This window comes from Tardiphaga sp. P9-11 (assembly GCF_008329525.1).
Classification (GTDB): Bacteria; Pseudomonadota; Alphaproteobacteria; order Rhizobiales; family Xanthobacteraceae; genus Tardiphaga.
In genome coordinates, this window is the sequence record NZ_NPKQ01000001.1 from 366,151 (window position 1) to 382,926 (window position 16,776).

The 16,776-nt window shown below is 60.0% G+C and carries 15 protein-coding genes and 1 tRNA gene; 8 read left to right on the forward strand and 8 right to left on the reverse strand.

Going from position 1 to position 16,776, the window contains the following annotated elements:
• Positions 1–6 precede the first annotated feature (6 nt).
• The 3 genes from kdpB to CIW50_RS01695 are packed head-to-tail and all read right to left on the reverse strand — an operon-like array spanning position 7 to position 3,970.
• On the reverse strand, positions 7–2,130 hold the full coding sequence (gene kdpB, locus CIW50_RS01685; protein ID WP_149529560.1) for a potassium-transporting ATPase subunit KdpB: 2,124 nt from the start codon (positions 2,128–2,130) through the stop codon (positions 7–9).
• A 20-nt stretch (positions 2,131–2,150) separates the two neighbouring features.
• Positions 2,151–3,854, reverse strand: a complete 1,704-nt coding sequence (gene kdpA / locus CIW50_RS01690) for a potassium-transporting ATPase subunit KdpA (RefSeq protein WP_149529561.1) — start codon at positions 3,852–3,854, stop codon at positions 2,151–2,153.
• Positions 3,855–3,880: 26 nt separating this feature from the next.
• Positions 3,881–3,970: a K(+)-transporting ATPase subunit F gene (locus tag CIW50_RS01695; RefSeq protein ID WP_081421711.1), complete on the reverse strand. Its 90-nt coding sequence runs from the start codon at positions 3,968–3,970 to the stop codon at positions 3,881–3,883.
• A gap of 379 nt (positions 3,971–4,349) precedes the next feature.
• Here CIW50_RS01695 and CIW50_RS01700 point away from each other — a divergent pair, with 379 nt between their 5' ends.
• From CIW50_RS01700 to CIW50_RS01715, 4 genes are all read left to right on the forward strand, one after another.
• Complete coding sequence (locus tag CIW50_RS01700; protein WP_149529562.1) at positions 4,350–4,808, forward strand: hypothetical protein; 459 nt, start codon at positions 4,350–4,352, stop codon at positions 4,806–4,808.
• A 114-nt stretch (positions 4,809–4,922) separates the two neighbouring features.
• Positions 4,923–5,846 carry a 2-dehydro-3-deoxygalactonokinase gene (locus CIW50_RS01705; RefSeq protein ID WP_502707341.1) on the forward strand — a complete coding sequence of 308 codons (924 nt, stop codon included), beginning with the start codon at positions 4,923–4,925 and terminating at the stop codon, positions 5,844–5,846.
• Positions 5,843–6,478: a 2-dehydro-3-deoxy-6-phosphogalactonate aldolase gene (locus CIW50_RS01710; protein WP_149529564.1), complete on the forward strand. Its 636-nt coding sequence runs from the start codon at positions 5,843–5,845 to the stop codon at positions 6,476–6,478. The genes CIW50_RS01705 and CIW50_RS01710 overlap by 4 nt, the downstream gene beginning before the upstream one ends.
• A 665-nt stretch (positions 6,479–7,143) precedes the next feature.
• Positions 7,144–8,391 carry a retron St85 family effector protein gene (locus tag CIW50_RS01715; protein ID WP_149529565.1) on the forward strand — a complete coding sequence of 416 codons (1,248 nt, stop codon included), beginning with the start codon at positions 7,144–7,146 and terminating at the stop codon, positions 8,389–8,391.
• Positions 8,392–8,685: 294 nt separating this feature from the next.
• Here the strand turns inward: CIW50_RS01715 and CIW50_RS01720 are convergent, their stop codons facing one another.
• Both CIW50_RS01720 and CIW50_RS01725 read right to left on the reverse strand, forming a co-directional pair.
• Entirely contained in the window at positions 8,686–10,383 is a 1,698-nt protein-coding gene (locus CIW50_RS01720) for a site-specific integrase (RefSeq protein WP_149529566.1), read from the reverse strand.
• A gap of 86 nt (positions 10,384–10,469) precedes the next feature.
• Positions 10,470–10,556 (reverse strand) — tRNA-Leu (locus CIW50_RS01725).
• A 163-nt stretch (positions 10,557–10,719) separates the two neighbouring features.
• Between CIW50_RS01725 and CIW50_RS01730 the strand changes: the two genes are divergently transcribed.
• Complete coding sequence (locus CIW50_RS01730; RefSeq protein ID WP_149529567.1) at positions 10,720–11,688, forward strand: complex I NDUFA9 subunit family protein; 969 nt, start codon at positions 10,720–10,722, stop codon at positions 11,686–11,688.
• A 53-nt stretch (positions 11,689–11,741) separates the two neighbouring features.
• Here the strand turns inward: CIW50_RS01730 and CIW50_RS01735 are convergent, their stop codons facing one another.
• Entirely contained in the window at positions 11,742–12,551 is an 810-nt protein-coding gene (locus tag CIW50_RS01735; protein WP_172980191.1) for an undecaprenyl-diphosphate phosphatase, read from the reverse strand.
• A gap of 205 nt (positions 12,552–12,756) precedes the next feature.
• Here CIW50_RS01735 and CIW50_RS01740 point away from each other — a divergent pair, with 205 nt between their 5' ends.
• Both CIW50_RS01740 and queG read left to right on the forward strand, forming a co-directional pair.
• Complete coding sequence (locus CIW50_RS01740; protein WP_149529568.1) at positions 12,757–13,449, forward strand: glutathione S-transferase family protein; 693 nt, start codon at positions 12,757–12,759, stop codon at positions 13,447–13,449.
• Positions 13,398–14,633 (forward strand): tRNA epoxyqueuosine(34) reductase QueG, encoded by a 1,236-nt coding sequence (gene queG / locus CIW50_RS01745; protein ID WP_149529569.1) that lies wholly within the window; start codon positions 13,398–13,400, stop codon positions 14,631–14,633. The genes CIW50_RS01740 and queG overlap by 52 nt, the downstream gene beginning before the upstream one ends.
• On the opposite strand, the gene CIW50_RS01750 is transcribed toward queG, so the two are convergent.
• A complete protein-coding gene (locus CIW50_RS01750) occupies positions 14,593–15,063 on the reverse strand; it encodes a nuclear transport factor 2 family protein (protein WP_149529570.1) in 471 nt (156 codons plus the stop codon). The two genes, queG and CIW50_RS01750, sit on opposite strands and share 41 nt — an antisense overlap.
• Positions 15,064–15,128: 65 nt before the next feature.
• Positions 15,129–15,911: an alpha/beta hydrolase gene (locus CIW50_RS01755; RefSeq protein ID WP_149529571.1), complete on the reverse strand. Its 783-nt coding sequence runs from the start codon at positions 15,909–15,911 to the stop codon at positions 15,129–15,131.
• A 309-nt stretch (positions 15,912–16,220) separates the two neighbouring features.
• On the opposite strand from CIW50_RS01755, the gene infC reads away from it, so the two are divergent.
• Positions 16,221–16,760 (forward strand): translation initiation factor IF-3, encoded by a 540-nt coding sequence (infC, locus tag CIW50_RS01760; protein ID WP_086936983.1) that lies wholly within the window; start codon positions 16,221–16,223, stop codon positions 16,758–16,760.
• The last annotated feature ends 16 nt before the right edge of the window (positions 16,761–16,776 follow it).

Genomic DNA, 16,776 nt, shown 5'->3' on the forward strand with positions numbered 1-16,776 from the left:
AACTCCTCAAACCAGGTGCAGAGCGGTGACAACGAGGTCGATTGCCTTGATACCGATGAACGGAACGATGATGCCGCCGAGGCCGTAGATCAGCAGGTTGCGGCCGAGCAGTGCGCCGGCGCCGATCGGGCGATAGGCGACGCCCTTTAGGGCGAGCGGGATCAGCGCGATGATGATGATCGCGTTGAAGATGATGGCCGACAGGATGGCGCTTTGCGGGCTCGCCAGCTTCATGACATTGAGCGCCTCAAGCTGCGGATAGAAGGCGAGAAAGATCGCCGGGATGATAGCGAAGTACTTCGCCACGTCATTGGCGATCGAGAACGTCGTCAACGCACCCCGTGTCATCAACAACTGCTTGCCGATTTCGACGACCTCGATGAGCTTGGTCGGATTGGAGTCAAGATCGACCATGTTGCCGGCTTCGCGCGCCGCCTGGGTGCCGGTGTTCATCGCGACTCCCACATCTGCCTGCGCCAGTGCCGGCGCGTCGTTGGTGCCGTCGCCGCACATGGCCACCAGCTTGCCCTTGGCCTGCTCGTCACGAATGAGCTGCAGCTTGTCCTCGGGGGTCGCCTGCGCCAGAAAGTCGTCGACGCCAGCTTCAGCTGCGATGGCTGCAGCGGTCATCGGATTGTCGCCGGTGATCATGATGGTACGGATGCCCATGCGGCGCAGTTCGGCGAAACGCTCACGGATGCCGCCCTTGACGATGTCCTTCAGATGGATGACGCCGAGCAGCTTGCCATCGCGCGCAACCGCCAACGGGGTGCCCCCGCCCTTTGCAATCTCGTCGGAGATTGCCTGGATTTCACGTGCCGTGTCCGACATCGCGGCCGGCTGCATCGCACGCACGGTGTTGCCGGACGCAACGGCGAACGACGCGCCACCGTTGACGTAAGCGAGTATCGAATCCACCGCGCCCTTGCGGACCGACGAGCCACCAGCATCGACACCGCTCATCCGGGTCTGTGCGGTGAACGGCACGAAAGTCGCCGACAGTTCGGCCATATCGCGGCCACGGATGCCGTATTTCTCTTTCGCGAGCACGACGATGGAGCGGCCTTCCGGGGTTTCGTCCGCGAGCGATGCAAGCTGCGCCGCATCGGCCAGTTCCTGTTCGGTCACGCCGCGCACCGGACGGAAGGCTGTCGCCTGACGGTTGCCGAGCGTGATGGTGCCGGTCTTGTCCAACAACAGCGTATCGACGTCGCCGGCAGCTTCCACCGCACGACCGGACATCGCCAGCACGTTGAAGCGCACCAGGCGATCCATACCGGCAATGCCGATCGCCGAAAGTAGCGCGCCGATCGTGGTCGGGATCAGCGTCACGAACAGCGCCACCAGCACCACCACCGAGATCGAACCGCCGGCATAGGCCGCATAGCTGGGGATCGTCACCGTCGCGAAAACGAAGATGATAGTGAGGCCGACCAGCAGGATGTTCAGCGCGATCTCGTTCGGCGTTTTCTGCCGCTCGGCGCCTTCGACCAGCTTGATCATGCGGTCGATAAAGGTCGAGCCTTGCGCCGCCGTGATGCGGACGCGAATCCAGTCGGACAACACCTGCGTGCCTCCGGTCACCGCCGAGCGATCCCCGCCGGACTCACGAATGACAGGTGCGGACTCGCCGGTGATCGCCGCCTCATTAACTGAAGCTACGCCTTCGATCACTTCACCGTCTGACGGGATATTGTCGCCGGCTTCCACCAGCACGACATCTCCGACCTTCAGGCTGGTGCCCGAGACCATGCGGTAGCTCTTGTCGCCGCTGTCGCTGCCGGTGAGCAGCTTGGCCTGGCTTTCGGTGCGGGTCTTCTTCAGTGATTCCGCCTGCGCCTTGCCGCGCCCTTCGGCGACGGCTTCGGCAAAGTTGGCGAACAGCACCGTGAACCAGAGCCAGAGGATGATCTGGAACGCAAATCCCAGATCGCTTCCGCCGGTGATGACGTTCTTGATGAAGATCACCGTGGTGAGTGCGGCGACGACCTCGACCACGAACATCACAGGGTTCTTGATCATCAGTCGCGGATCGAGTTTGGTAAAAGCCGAACCGATGGCTGGGATGACAATTTTCGAATCGAGCATGGCCGAGACCGGCACTCGCTTCTGCAGTTTCAACGTTTCCATGGACATAACTCCAAATCCGATCAGAACAGGGTATTGGCGGTCATCGCGAGGTGCTCGACGATCGGCCCCAGCGCGAGTGCCGGGAAGAAGGTGAGACCGCCGATGATCAGGATCACGCCGATGACGAGGCCGACGAACAATCCGCCGGTGGTCGGCAAGGTGCCGGCCGAAGCCGGGATCGACTTCTTCGCGGCCAGTGATCCGGCCAGCGCCATGGCTGGCACGATCATGAAGAAGCGGCCGACGAACATCGAACTCGCCAGTGTAAGGTTGTAAAAGAAGGTGTTGCCGGTGAGCCCGCCGAAAGCCGAGCCGTTATTGCCGGTTGCCGAGGTGAAAGCGTAGAGCACCTCGGTGAAGCCATGCGGCCCGGCATTGGCCATGGAGGCCACGGCCGAGGGCAGCACCACCGCCACCGCGGTCCAACCGAGATACATCAGCGGCAACACAAGAATGGCAAGCATCGCCATCTTTACTTCGCGCGCCTCGATCTTCTTGCCGACATATTCCGGTGTGCGACCGACCATCAGACCAGCGACGAAGATCGCCAGTACGACGAACAGCAGCATGCCATAGAGACCGGCACCGACGCCGCCAACGATGATCTCGCCGAGCTGCATGTTGATCAGCGGGATCATGCCGCCGATCGCGGTGAAGCTGTCATGCATCGCGTTGACCGCGCCGCAGGAAGCCGCCGTGGTGATAACCGCGAACAGGCTGGAGGCGACGATACCGAAGCGCAGCTCCTTACCTTCCATATTGCCACCGGTCAGGCCAAGCGCGTTGAGGCCTGTGGTGCCGGATGCTTCGGCGCCATAGGTGATCGCGACGCCGGTAATGAATAGCACGCCCATTACGGCCAGGATCGCCCAACCCTGTCTGGGGTTGCCGACCATGCGGCCGAACACATTGGTCATCGCTGCACCCAGCGCGAAGATCGAGATCATCTGGATAAAGTTCGACAGTGCAGTCGGGTTCTCAAAGGGATGCGCCGCATTGGCGTTGAAGAAGCCGCCGCCATTGGTGCCGAGCATCTTGATGGCAACTTGCGATGCCACCGGGCCGACGGCGATGGTCTGCTTCGCACCTTCCAGCGTCGTGGCATCGACATAGGCGCCGAGCGTCTGAGGCATACCCTGCGAAACGAGGAACAGCGCATACACGATGCAGATCGGCAGCAGCACATAGAGCGTGCAACGGGTGATATCGACCCAGAAATTACCGATGGTGCGCATCGACGACCGCGCAAAGCCACGGATTAGCGCCACGGCCAGCGCGATGCCGGCGGCAGCCGACAGGAAGTTGTGTACCGTCAGACCCAGCATCTGGGTCAGATACGACATGGTGCTTTCGCCGCCGTAGTTCTGCCAGTTGGTGTTGGTGATGAAAGAGACCGCGGTGTTGAAGGAGAGATCTTCGGCGACCGCGGATTGCCCCGCAGGATTGAACGGCAGCACGGCCTGCAGCCGCATGATCGCGTACAGGCTGAGGAAGCCGACCACATGAAACAGCAGCATGGCAACCGTATAGGTCAGCCAGTGCTGCTCGCGTTTCTCGTCAACGCCACCGACCCAGTACAGCCCGGCTTCGACCGGCCGCAGAATCGGAGAGAGGAACGTACGCTCGCCGTTGAAGACTGATGTCATGTAGCCGCCGAGCGGCTTCACCAGCGCGAGAACCACCGCGCAGTACAAAGCGATTTGAATCCAGCCAATTGTTGTCATGTCAGTGGACCTTTTGGAGTGCGCGCTCAGAACCGCTCGGGCCGCAGCAGCGCGTAAGTAAGATAGATCAGCAATGCCGCGGACACGAAGCCGGCGAGCGTGTAATCGAAAATCATGATGCGCTCCTCACAGCCGCTCGCAGGCATAGGCGTAGCCCAGGGTGAGAATGAAAAAGCCTAGCCCGAGGGCCAGCATGACGACGTCCAGCATGGAATGCTCCTGATGCAGTGACTGCAGCGGCGCAGAGCAAATGGCTCTCGCGCCCGATGCACAATCAGGTGCCATTCAGGACGTAGGTTTTCGAGATGGGGCCAGCAGCGAACTTATAGGAATCTCATAAGGTGCGGCGGAGCGCATTCGCGTGCGCCGCTAGTCCTCGGGCGCTTATGCAGCCTTTATACCTTCGTGCCCGAAGCTGCCTCGTATTCAAATGACGGACTACGGATATTGCATGATGCGGTCTTCCGAAGATCGCGCTGTTCATGGAGACCCGTCATGTCGTTCATCTCGATTCAGCGAACGCCCCTTTCCGATGCGTCATCCGAAACGGCTCCGCTTGACGCTACGAGTTTCACCGCGATCTGCCTCGCCACCTGCAAGCACCTGCCGGCAATGCGCCGCACAGCGGAGGCCCAGCGCCTCGATCGCATGGTCGCTGCTGGCGCCTGGACCGACGCCGTCCTTGCCCTGATCGCCATCGAGCTGCCGCGGTGGCAGCTGCGCCGCCTCGCTTACGATGAAGGCGAGTGGCATTGCATGCTGTCCGATCATCGCGAAATGCCTGACTGGCTCGATGATGCCGTTGAGGCGCATCATCCGGACATGGCGCGGGCACTTCTGGACGCATTTCGCGCTGTTGTTGACCGTGGAGACACGCCGCATCTGACGCAGGTGCCTATGTACTCAATCCCACCTGTCAATTCCGAGCCGATGCTGTGTGAGAATTACTGTTGAGCGAAGAGGGTCGGTGCGAAATGCTGTAACTCGACCGCCGCAAACAGCCTTCCAAGAGTGAGACTTTCGGCTATGCTCGGCACAAATTCGTGCCATGACAAGCCAGAGCAAAACGTGACAGCAGACAAACCGGCTTTCGTCGCGGTCGATTGGGGTACCAGCAGCTTCCGCGGCTGGTTGATGGCCGCCGACGGCAGCGCGCTTGCGGAGACCCGCGGGCCTGAAGGCATGTTGCATTGCGCGGCTGCCGGCTTCGCTCCGGTGCTCGCTGACCATCTTGCCAAACTTGGTGGAATGCAGAACCTGCCCGTGTTGATCTGTGGCATGGCCGGCGCACGGCAGGGCTGGATCGAGGCGCCCTATCTGCACACACCGACACGGCTCGACGCCTTGCACGACGGTGCGAAGCGTGTCGATACACAAGGCGACGTGCGTATCCTGCCAGGCATCGCCCAAGCCGACGCCGCGGCGCCCGACGTCATGCGCGGCGAGGAGACGCAACTGCTCGGCGTGACTGAACCCGGCTTCACCGGTCTGGTCTGCATTCCCGGCACCCACAGCAAATGGGTCTGGATCGACGCCGGCAGCGTGGTGTCATTCACGACCTATATGACCGGCGAGCTCTTTTCGGTCATTACTCAGCACAGCATCCTGAAACACGCTGTGGATCACGACGCGCCGTCGCCCGCCGCGAATGACACGTTCCGCGATGGCCTGCAACGCGCACTGGATGCGCCGGCTGGCTTGACTGCTTCGCTCTTCAGTTTGCGCGCGGCGCAACTGCTCGGCTTCCAGCAACAGGCGGATGGCGCTGCACACCTGTCTGGCCTCCTGATCGGCACGGAAATCGCCGATGCCGGATCGCGCTATGGCACGCGGCATCCGGTGCGCCTGATCGGCGCCGGCGCGCTCAAGGATCTCTATGCTGCAGCGCTTGCCGTTGCCGGCTTCGAGGTCGCCATCGTCGATGCCGAACGCGCGTCGCAACACGGCCTGACCAAAGCCGCAATCCATCTGTGGGGAGCTCAGTTCGCATGAACCAGCCGATCCGTTGGCCCACCGTGAAGCGTCCGCTCGTCGCAATCCTGCGCGGCGTGCAGCCCGATGAGGTGGAGGGCATCGTCGAGAGGTTGATCGACACCGGCTTCGAGATGATTGAAGTGCCGCTGAATTCGCCCGACCCGTTCGATTCCATCGCGCGGATTTGCAAACGCTTTGGCAGCGACACCCTGATCGGCGCCGGCACCGTGCTCACCACAGACGACTGCACCCGCGTCGCCGATGTCGGCGGGCGTTTGATGGTGAGCCCGAATGTCGATGTCGATGTGCTGGCTATGGCGGCGAGCCGCGGCATGGTCACGATGCCCGGCGTGTTCTCGCCGACCGAAGCTTTCCTCGCACTGCGCGCGGGCGCTTCCGCACTGAAATTCTTTCCGGCGTCGACCCTCGGCCCGTCCGGCATCGCCGCCATTCGCGCGGTTCTGCCCAGGGATGCCGTGATCGGCGCTGTTGGTGGTGTTTCCGACCGGAACTTCGCGGACTATATCGCCGCCGGCATACAGGTCTTCGGCCTTGGCAGCAGCCTGTATCGACCGGGAATGAGCGCTATCGAGGTGAAGGCGACCGCGCAGGCATCTGTCGTGGCTTATGATCAGGCGATGGCCCGCTAGAAGCAGAGTGCAATGTCTGTTTGCGTTTATCGCGCGCTTCGAGGGGGACGGCAGGGCAAGAACATCTCCGCGCCCGCACGCATCGACCGCGCGGCCCCAAAACTGTCAAATTCACTGAATTTCTCTGAATATCAGAGACTTAGGAGCACCGTGGTGCCCAGGAAAGGATTGCGCTTGCTAGTGACCAACCTATTGCAAATATTGCAGAATTACAAGGTGCGACGTGTCAATGTTGCACACCAGTGTTACACGATCTGACGACCCGCCGCGCATGTTGCGCCGTGCCGAAACTGCGGATGTACTTCGAGTCTATTTGTCGAACACGAACCATCTGCCTATGCGGCACATATCCCATCCAGTGCCATCAGATGGTTGGCACTGTCTGCCCTCAGCTTCGAGACAGCTCCTCCGACGATCGAAGATTTCCCGCGTTAAATGTCAATAAGCAATCTGAACCACGTTGACTACTAAAGGCGTTGTCGCCTAATTTCTCCCGGCTTACGTGTAAAGCACTTCCCACTTTAGTGCTTGGTCGGGCGTTTCGCCGGACCTCATTCGATTGTCTACTTTTGGTGCCCCAACCGATAGTGCCATGCTATCGCCCATGGGGACGCTCCGCTCGATAGCCTGTCACTATCGCTTGGGGCTTCTAGGGTAAGCCTTCATTGTTCCTCCCATTTGCACAGGATTTGGACGCCGCAAAGATCCATGTGCAGGCGCCGTCGAACATTGTGTTTTTGTGCGGTGGTCAACGGTCTGATTTATCGGCGCCAATACCGTTATCTCTTCGGGATGCGTTCCTGAAAATCCTCGATTTCCCGATCTTTCGTGAACGAGAGCTTGTTCAAGCTGAAGACATCACCGGCAAGTATGATTTCTTCAGCACGTACGAGGACATTCTAGAGTTTGAGACCGATCTTGCCCAGATAGTAGAGCTGATCATCTTATTTTGTGAGAGCGAGGGCAGCCTTGCCGAACTCGGTGCATTTGCCGTCATCTCTGAAATAGCAACCCGGCTGTTTGTTGTTGTTCGTGAGAAGCATTGGAATGAGCCATCGTTCATCAAGCTTGGCCCATTACGTCGCTTGGAGAAGCTTTACGGCCGAAAGTCCATCTTTGTGATCAACGATGGCGAGGTCGGAATGCGAGGCGACTCGTCAGCGTTCGTTAACAAGGACACGCTAAAGGCGCTCCTCAACTCGCCGATCTCGATTCGCTTGGACAAGCCGCGCGAGCCATCGACATTCGACGCCAATCGATCCGGTCACGTCATCAAGCTAGTCGTCGGCCTCATTCAAGAGTATGGCGCACTGGAGGTTGACGAAATTGAAGAGCTGCTCGGTCTATTGAACGTCCGCAAGCGTGAGGCTGAGATCAATCGATACCTACTTTGTGCGAAGGCCGTCGGCTGGCTCAGGCAGGTGTCAAAAGGTTCAAGCGACTACTACGTGGCGGTACTCGATGCGTCAGGGATAGCTCTGATGCGCGCCCTAACCCTTGCCGGCGGGTCAATCGGGCTCAACCGAAAGGAAGTGCATAAGCCGGGCCGACGCGATTATCTTCACTACCGTACTACGATGAACGGGAGAAACCCCAAGGTCCCGGTGTCCCGTATCATCGCCGATACGCAACCGGGATATCAAACACCGAGCGCTGACAACCACCTATCGTACCGCAGAGAAGACCTACCCGCCCACAAAGAGCATGTCTCAAGCCAGCAGTTGACCGCCGAGGGCATGCCCACCAAGTCACCTCGTCTGGGCAGAGGGTTCGCGATAGCAATGGCACTTCATACGTTCGACAAGAACAGGCACCAACTCGACTTCGATATCAGTCGAGCCGAGTATGCCCGCCTCCTGCGCAACATACTAAAGCTCTTAGATAAGACCCCCCTCAAGGTTGCGCGGCCATAGTGCCTTAGGGCAGCTGAATGCCATCCTGCGAATACGAGTACCGAGGCGGATAGAGCTGGTAGCAACGGGAGGGATCACCTGTGTGTCTCCCGTTGTTACAGGTGTAGACGGTCTGTGAAAGCCTATCCAGCACTAGGCCCGAGCCACTGATGTCATAACGCTGCATCCAGACAAGCGTTGTGAGGCCTGCCGCGTTAAGCCCGAAAAGTAGAACGATGAGCCATTCTCGAATGCAGAGCCGGGAACGATACTTCCTAACGGCTCGACCAAGCTCTCGCGCAAAAACCTCGACGGTCATTTGACGACCCCATCTGCAGCTTTCCGTTCAAGATCGTAGCGAGGAAACTTGGCGATAGCCGCCGCTCGGGCCTTAACGGTCACATCACCATATCTGTCGCCAACTGTCGCGGCAGCATGCCCCTGCAGCGCATCGAGTACCGTGTCCGCAACTCCGCATTCCCGGCCGACTGTCTTAAATCGATGCCGCCATCCGTGATTGGGATCGACATTAGGGTCAGCCACTACCTCCCGAACGAAAGCCCCCAACTTATTTCTCGCCGTCTTGATCGGGGCCATAAGGTCACCGTCGCGAGGCCGAGGGGTGATAAACAGATGGCCTACGTCGGATTGCTGTACGAAATCGACGAACCCAAGCTCAACGAGCTGCGGGTGCAGCACAACTTCTCTGGCCTCGTTTGATTTTACGGTGCCGGCTTCCGGCGTGATCAACGCAACCCAATGCCCGCCTTCAAGGCGAACATCCTGCTTCCGTAATTGCAACATCTCGCCGACACGACTGCCAGTGAACGCACAAAGCCACGGCACCCACTGCTTGACTGCGGCTAGCTTCGGAGCGTCACCACGGGGCTTGTAAGCCATTGCATGCCGAAGAACGTCCAATGCTTCTTGATCGGTAAACCCCTTGGAGCGAAGCTTCAATCGTCTGCCCAGCTTGATCGTCGCCCCTTGAGCAGGATTGTCCGGGAGTCGGTTGTTCGACACCGCCCAGCCCAAGAGCGTTTTCAATCCAGCGAGATCGCTGTCTTTGACCGTCTTCGCGCTCACTCCGGACGCGAGCCGATCATTCTTGAAAGCCAATACATCGTCTTTCGACACGCGGCTGGCATCATCATGGCCCAAAAAGGCGACGAACTTTGCCATCGTATTCCGATAGCTCTCGTGGGTGCTCGGCTTGAGACCCGATGACTGGGCCTCTTTCCACCAATCGGCAACTAACTGAGTTAGCCCTGTGCGCTTCCCTTGTGAAACGGCGCTGCCGCGATCCAAAGCTTTCGGTTCGGCTCCGCCGGGTATCCAAGCCGGATATCTGTCGGCCTTTGGGTCCGCCCGATAGTCCCCCTGCGAATAGCGCTCACGAATCTCAAAGGCATCACGAAGCGCCTTCCAGAAGGCCTCAAGCAACATCAGTCGCGACTGTTCATCAACCTCTCCGACGCCCTCCTTCAGCAACACGCGCTTAATTAGAGGCCCGAGAGGCGCTTCAAGGTCCTCGCTTCGGCCGGTCGAACCGACCTTTGCCCAATAGGCATTCACGGCCGCCCACTCGGCATTGCGGTCCTCGTCGGTCTCGTTTTGAACGCGCCTCCAGCCGCCCTCCGGGGCCTGCTCAATGGCCAAGCTCCGGGCCGCCCCATCGTCCGCCCAAGCGCGGAAAAGCTCTCCAGCGAGCGCTGTGGCCTGCCTGTGAGTCAATGAGACGGGACGGTCTTTACGGACGGCTGCCCAAACGCTGGCGAGGTAGGTTGCCACCCCGGCCTGACGCCGTTTGACCTCGTTAGGGTCGTCCGTTTGCAGCGATAACCGAACGGTCTCGGTATCGGCGGAAAGCGTACGGGAGACCGTCGAATTGCCGAGCGGAATGTCGAGCCTCAGGCCCGCTATCCTCGACCGAATATCGGTGGGAATTCGCTGATGGAATTGACGATTGCGAGAGCCCTTGCGGAGCACCGGACGGACCATTCGATAGAGCATTGACGCACACCCATGTAGCACAGTGGGGCAAGCGCAATGCTTTGAAAGGACCTAACTAATTCGAATATTGGGGATTTCGAATAGTGTGGTGCCCAGGAAAGGACTCGAACCTTCACGGCCGTTAAGCCACTGGCACCTGAAGCCAGCGCGTCTACCAATTCCGCCACCTGGGCACGTGCGGGGCACGTGGCGCGGTTAGTAGGGGGCCGTTACGCGCTTGTCAAATTGCTTCGTTGAATTCCAAATCCGCTGTACAGGCCCCGCGCGTTGGCGTATCGCGAATTGGTCTAAATTCCCCCGTTTTGCCCTTGCATGACTGACTCAAGGAACTGATCCATGGCTGCCCCCATCGACACCCTCGTTACGGTTTTCGGCGGATCCGGCTTCGTGGGACGCCATGTGGTCCGCGCGCTGGCCAAGCGCGAATATCGGATCAGGGTCGCCGTGCGTCGTCCGGAGCTGGCCGGCCATCTGCAGCCCCTTGGCCGCGTCGGGCAGATCAATATCGTTCAGGCCAATCTGCGCCACCCGGCCTCGGTCAAGGCCGCAATGCGCGACGCCAGCATCGTCGTCAATCTGGTCGGCATCCTGACCGAAAGCGGCGCTCAGACCTTTGATGCCGTGCAGGCACAGGGCGCCGGCGCAGTGGCGCAGGCTGCGGGCGAGATCGGCGCGCGGATGGTGCAGTTTTCGGCCATCGGCGCCGACGCCAATTCCGAATCGGCCTATGCCCGCGCCAAGGCGGCCGGTGAACAGGCCGTACTGGCGGCCGTGCCATCGGCAACCATCCTGCGCCCGTCGATCGTGTTCGGCCCCGAGGATCAGTTCACCAATCGATTTGCCAATCTCGCCCGGATGGCCCCGGTGATGCCGGTGTTCGGCGCCACGACCAAGATGCAGCCGGTCTATGTGGGCGATGTCGCCCAGGCGGCGGCCGATGCGGTCGACGGCAAGACCAAGCCAGGCGCCACCTATGAACTCGGTGGCCCCGAGGTGCTGACAATGAATGAGATCGTCGACATCATTCTCAAGACCATCGAACGCAAGCGCATGACGCTGCCGGTACCGATGGGCATCGCTAAGCTGAAGTCCTATTTCCTGCAATTTGCGCCCGGCGACTTCAAGCTGACGCCAGATCAGGTCGCCATGCTGCGCGTCGACAATGTGGTGTCGGAAGCCGCCAAGGCCGCCGGCCTGACGCTGGGCGGCCTCGGCATTCCGGCGGATTCGCTGGAAGCGATTGCGCCACAATATCTCTGGCGTTTCCGCGCCACTGGCCAGTTCGCGCATAACGGCGTGAACTGAGGTCTGAGCTCTTCACAGACCGTCCCCGCAAAGGTGGGACGATCACAGAGCTCTTAGTAGCCCAACGCCAGCGCGATCAGGCCGAGCGTGCCGACGATCACGCGCCACCATGCGAACAGCGTGAAGCCGTGGCGGGTCACATAACCCAGAAAGCTCTTCACCACGATGATCGCGGTGATGAACGACACCACGAAGCCGATGGCGATGATCATGCCGTGATCGACCGAGAGATCGGCGCGACTCTTGTAGAGATCGTAGACGAAAGCTCCAACCATAGTCGGGATCGCCAGGAAGAACGAGAACTCCGCCGCGGCGCGCTTTTCGGCGCCGAGCAACATGGCACCGACGATGGTCGCGCCGGAGCGCGACACGCCTGGAATCATGGCCACGCACTGCGCCAGACCGATCTTCAGATACATCGGCAGTGGGAACGTCGTGGCGTCGTAATGCACTGGCTCAAGATCGAGCTGATCGACCCAGAGCAGAATCGCGCCGCCGACAATCAGCGAGAAGCACACGACCCACGGGTTGAACAAATAGCTTTTCACATAGCCGCCGGCGGCGGCGCCGATGATCGCGGCGGGCAGGAATGCGACCAGCACACCGATCACGAAACGGCGCGCCGCAACGTCGCCTTTGAACAGGTTCAGCGCGATATGCCACAACTTGCCGAAATACAGTGCAAGAATTGCCAGAATGGCGCCGAGCTGGATCAGCACAGCGAAACTCTTCCAGAAATTATCTTCGCCCAGATCGAAGAAGCGTTCCGCGAGCAGCAGATGCCCCGTGGAGGAAACCGGTAGGAATTCGGTGACACCCTCGACAATGCCGAGAATCACCGCCCTTATCGCATCAGACATCATCTGCTTATCTGTCCTTCGTCAGTGTGGGCCTGAAAAAGCCGGGTTCTTCTCGCCTATTCCCACCATTGCTGCAATCGCAAATACCATCACATTCGCGGGTTGCCTCGGGGCCAAGCTTCGCTAGTTTGGCGTGCGCCGCGTGACAGTTTTACCACCGACGCAACCGAGACGTTTTCTTAACGACCGCATAACTATCAAGGCCCGCATGTATACGCTTTACCATCACTCGTTCTGTCCGCATTCCCGCTTCATTCGTCTCGTACTCGGCGAATACGGACTCGACCTCACGCTCGTGGACGAGCGGCCGTGGGATCGGCGCGAGGCATTTCTGGCGCTCAATCCCGCGGGAACTACGCCTGTGCTGCTCACCGATGGCTTCCCGCCGATTCCCGGCGCCGGGATCATCGCCGAATATATTGACGAGACACATGGACCGGAGATGGGCGATCGTCGCCTGCTGCCCGTATCAATGGCAGAACGCATCGAAGTGCGCCGACTGATGGCGTGGTTCAACGAAAAATTCTTCGAGGAAGCGTCCAATCCGCTGGTCACCGAACGGATCTACAAGCGCTTCATGAGCGAAGAGGTCGGCGGCGGCGCACCGGCGATGGATGTGATTCGGGCAGCCACCGCAAATGTGCGCTATCATCTGGCCTATATCGGCTGGCTGGCGCGGACGCGTAATTTTCTGGCTGGTGACCGACTGACTTATGCGGATCTGGTCGCGGCAGCCCATCTGTCGGCGATCGATTATCTGGGCGATGTGCCATGGAGCGAGGACGACGCGGCGAAGGCGTGGTACGCGCGGGTGAAATCCCGTCCGTCGTTCCGACCGCTGCTGAGCGAATGGCTGGCGGGCGTGCCGGCATCGCGGACCTATGTGGATCTCGATTTCTGAGCCCATCCGCTGACGACGACCGCGCCACGCTTCCCGCCGATCTCAAGGATAGGCTGACGCGCGAGGCGAAGGCGCTGGGCTTCGATTCAATCGGGATCACCGATCCTGATGCCATCGCCGGCGTGCGCGAGCGGCTGCAGGAATTTCTCAATGCCGGCGCTCATGGCGACATGGAGTGGCTTGCCGACAATCCGGACCGCCGCGCCGATCCCAAGGTGATGTGGCAGGACGTTCGGTCAGTCATCATGCTCGGCGTCAATTATGGCCCCGACGAGAATCCGCTCGAGATCCTCAAGCAGCGCTCGCATGCCGCAATTTCTGTCTATGCGCGCGGCGACGACTATCATGATCTTATCAAGAAGCGCCTGAAGCTTCTGGCGCGCTGGCTGATCGCACAGGCCGGCGGCGATGTGAAAGTGTTCGTCGATACGGCTGCCGTGATGGAGAAGCCGCTCGCTGGCGCCGCCGGTCTGGGCTGGCAGGGCAAGCATACCAACCTCGTCTCGCGCGAATTCGGGTCGTGGCTGTTTCTCGGCGCGATCTTCACCACGCTCGAACTGCCGCGCAATGCGCCCACGGCCGACCATTGTGGTTCGTGCCAGGCCTGTCTCGACAGTTGCCCGACCGCTGCCTTCCCCGCGCCCTACAAGCTCGATGCGCGGCGTTGCATTTCCTATCTCACGATCGAAAACAAAGGCCCAATACCCCACGAGTTCCGCAAACCCATGGGCAACCGCATCTATGGCTGCGACGATTGCCTCGCCGCCTGCCCGTGGAACAAGTTTGCGCAAGAAGGACGCGAGATCAAGCTCGCTGCGCGCGAAGAATTGCGCGCGCCGTTGCTGGCCGAACTTGTGCGGCTCGATGATGCTGCTTTCCGCGGGTTCTTCACAAAGTCGCCGGTGAAGCGCATCGGCAGGAACCGTTTTATCCGTAATGTACTGATCGCCATTGGCAATTCTGGTGACGCCACGCTGATGAGCGAAGCACAGCGACTGCTCGCTGACGAAAGCCCCGTGGTGCGCGGGGCTGCGATATGGGCGCTATCGCAATTGATGCCTGCGGACGAATTTGCTGCCCTAGCCACGCAACTCGTCGACACCGAACAGGACGAGAGCGTCAGCGACGAATGGCAACTCGCGCTCAGTTCGTCAGATGTCGCGCCATCTCCGGCCGTGCTTTGAGCGCTACGCCCTGCTTGCCGACGATCTTCGCGATGCGTTCAGGCGCGAAATGCAGATCGACGAAAGCCGGCGCCGTGTTGGCCACTTCGTGATAACTCACAATCTTGCCGTCACGCAGCGTCATGATGGCAACGCCCTCGAACATCGCGCGGCAGCCATTGGCTTCCGGGAGTTTCGAACGATAGCTGAACGTGTAGCGCGCATAGAGCGTGGCGCCGTCACTGACAGGCGTATGCATGTCCCAGCGAAAGTCTTCCGCGGTCCGGTAGAACCAGTCATCGACCATGTCGGCGATTTTCGCGCGGCCTTCGAACGCGCCATAGAAGACATCGTGATAAACGCCGTCTTCGGCGAACAGTGCTGCAAAGCTCTGACCGTCTCGCTGCTCAACCGCGTCACAGAATGCGCGCAAGAGTGCCGCAACGTCCATCCCGCTTCCTCCCATTGATGAGAGCCCTTTTCAGGCGAGCCTATTCAACGATACGGGTGATGCAATCAAAACTCCGCCACAGCAGACAATAGTCGCGCAATATCCTGCGGGCGCGACAACCGATGGTCACCGTCCTGGATCATGGTCAAGACCACATCCTCGCTCGGCAACCGTTCGGCCAGACGGAAAGCGTGCTGCCACGGCACGTCGGGATCCTGCCGGCCTTGAAGAATCCGCACAGGGCAACCGAGATCAATCATGCCTCCGAGCAGCAGATGATTGCGGCCCTCTTCGATCAACCGTCGCGTGATCGGATAGGGCTCGCCATATTCCGACGGGCGCAGCCATTGGCCGGAGGTCTCGATCTCCATGCGAATTTCCGGCGAGAAGCCTTTCCACATCAGCTCTTCGGTGAAATCCGGCGCCGGCGCGATCAGCACCAGACCCTTCAGCGTCGCGCGCCCAATTTTGCCGCGTCGGGTGAGCGCACGCGCCAGCAGCAACGCCATCCACCCGCCCATCGACGAACCGATCACCACTTGCGGACCCTGGCAGGCCGCATCGAACACCGCGAGGCTATCCTCCAGCCATTGACCGATGGTGCCATCGACGAAATTGCCGCCGGATTCGCCGTGGCCGGAATAATCGAAGCGCACGCAGGCTCGGCCATGGTCGGCAGCCCAGGCATCGAGCGCCACCGCCTTGCCGCCCTGCATGTCGGATTTGAAGCCACTCATCCAGAACAGACCAGGTGCATCGCCGTCGCGGACCCGGATGGCGATCTGGCGGCTGTCCTCACCAGTGCCGACAGTGACGAAAGTGGGGTCGCTCGATACCGTTGTGCTCATCAAACTATCCTTGCTCGACCCTGAAATGCTGTTTGCTGTTTGATTGAGCAGGCCGGGATCGTCAACGGCTGTTGCCAAGGGGAACGTCCACCCGGGTGCCACGTTGCGCTCCTGTCAACCACGGCTTGCAGAACGGGCCGGGGAACTTTATGTGAGCCACGTCAGCGGTGTGCGACGCTTGATGCCCTTTCGCGTGACGAAATTGCCTCGTATTCGAGTGATCTGACGCTGCGTTGCGTGAGTTTGCTTGCTCGAAACACCTTATTCCTGCACACTGCGGCCTTCCTAAACAACATTGGAGAGTTACCCATTCGCCGTCCCAACAGAGCCCCGCCCGCCGCAACAAAAGACGGGCCGCGCACCAACGATGAAATTCGCAATCTGCAGATCCAGCTGATTGATCAGACCGGCCTCAACCACGGCACCGTGGAAACCATTGCTGCGATCAAGATGGCGATGGAAGCCGGTATGGATCTGGTCGAGATTTCGCCGAATGTGAGCCCTCCCGTTTGCAAGATCATGGACTACGGGAAGTTCAAGTATTCGGCGCAGAAGAAGGCCGCCGAGGCCCGCAAGAAGCAGAAGATCGTCGAAATCAAGGAGATCAAGCTCCGCCCGATGATCGATGATCATGACTACGATGTGAAAATGCGCGCAATGCAGCGCTTCTTCGAAGAAGGCGACAAGGTCAAAATCACCTTGCGCTACCGTGGCCGCGAAATGGCGCACCAGGAAATCGGTACCAAGCTGCTCGACAAGGTCAAAGCAGACGTTGCCGAATACGCCAAGGTGGAGCAGGACGCGCGCTTCGAAGGTCGTCAGGTGGTGATGGTGCTGGCACCGCGCTGATCACAGCAGCGACCCA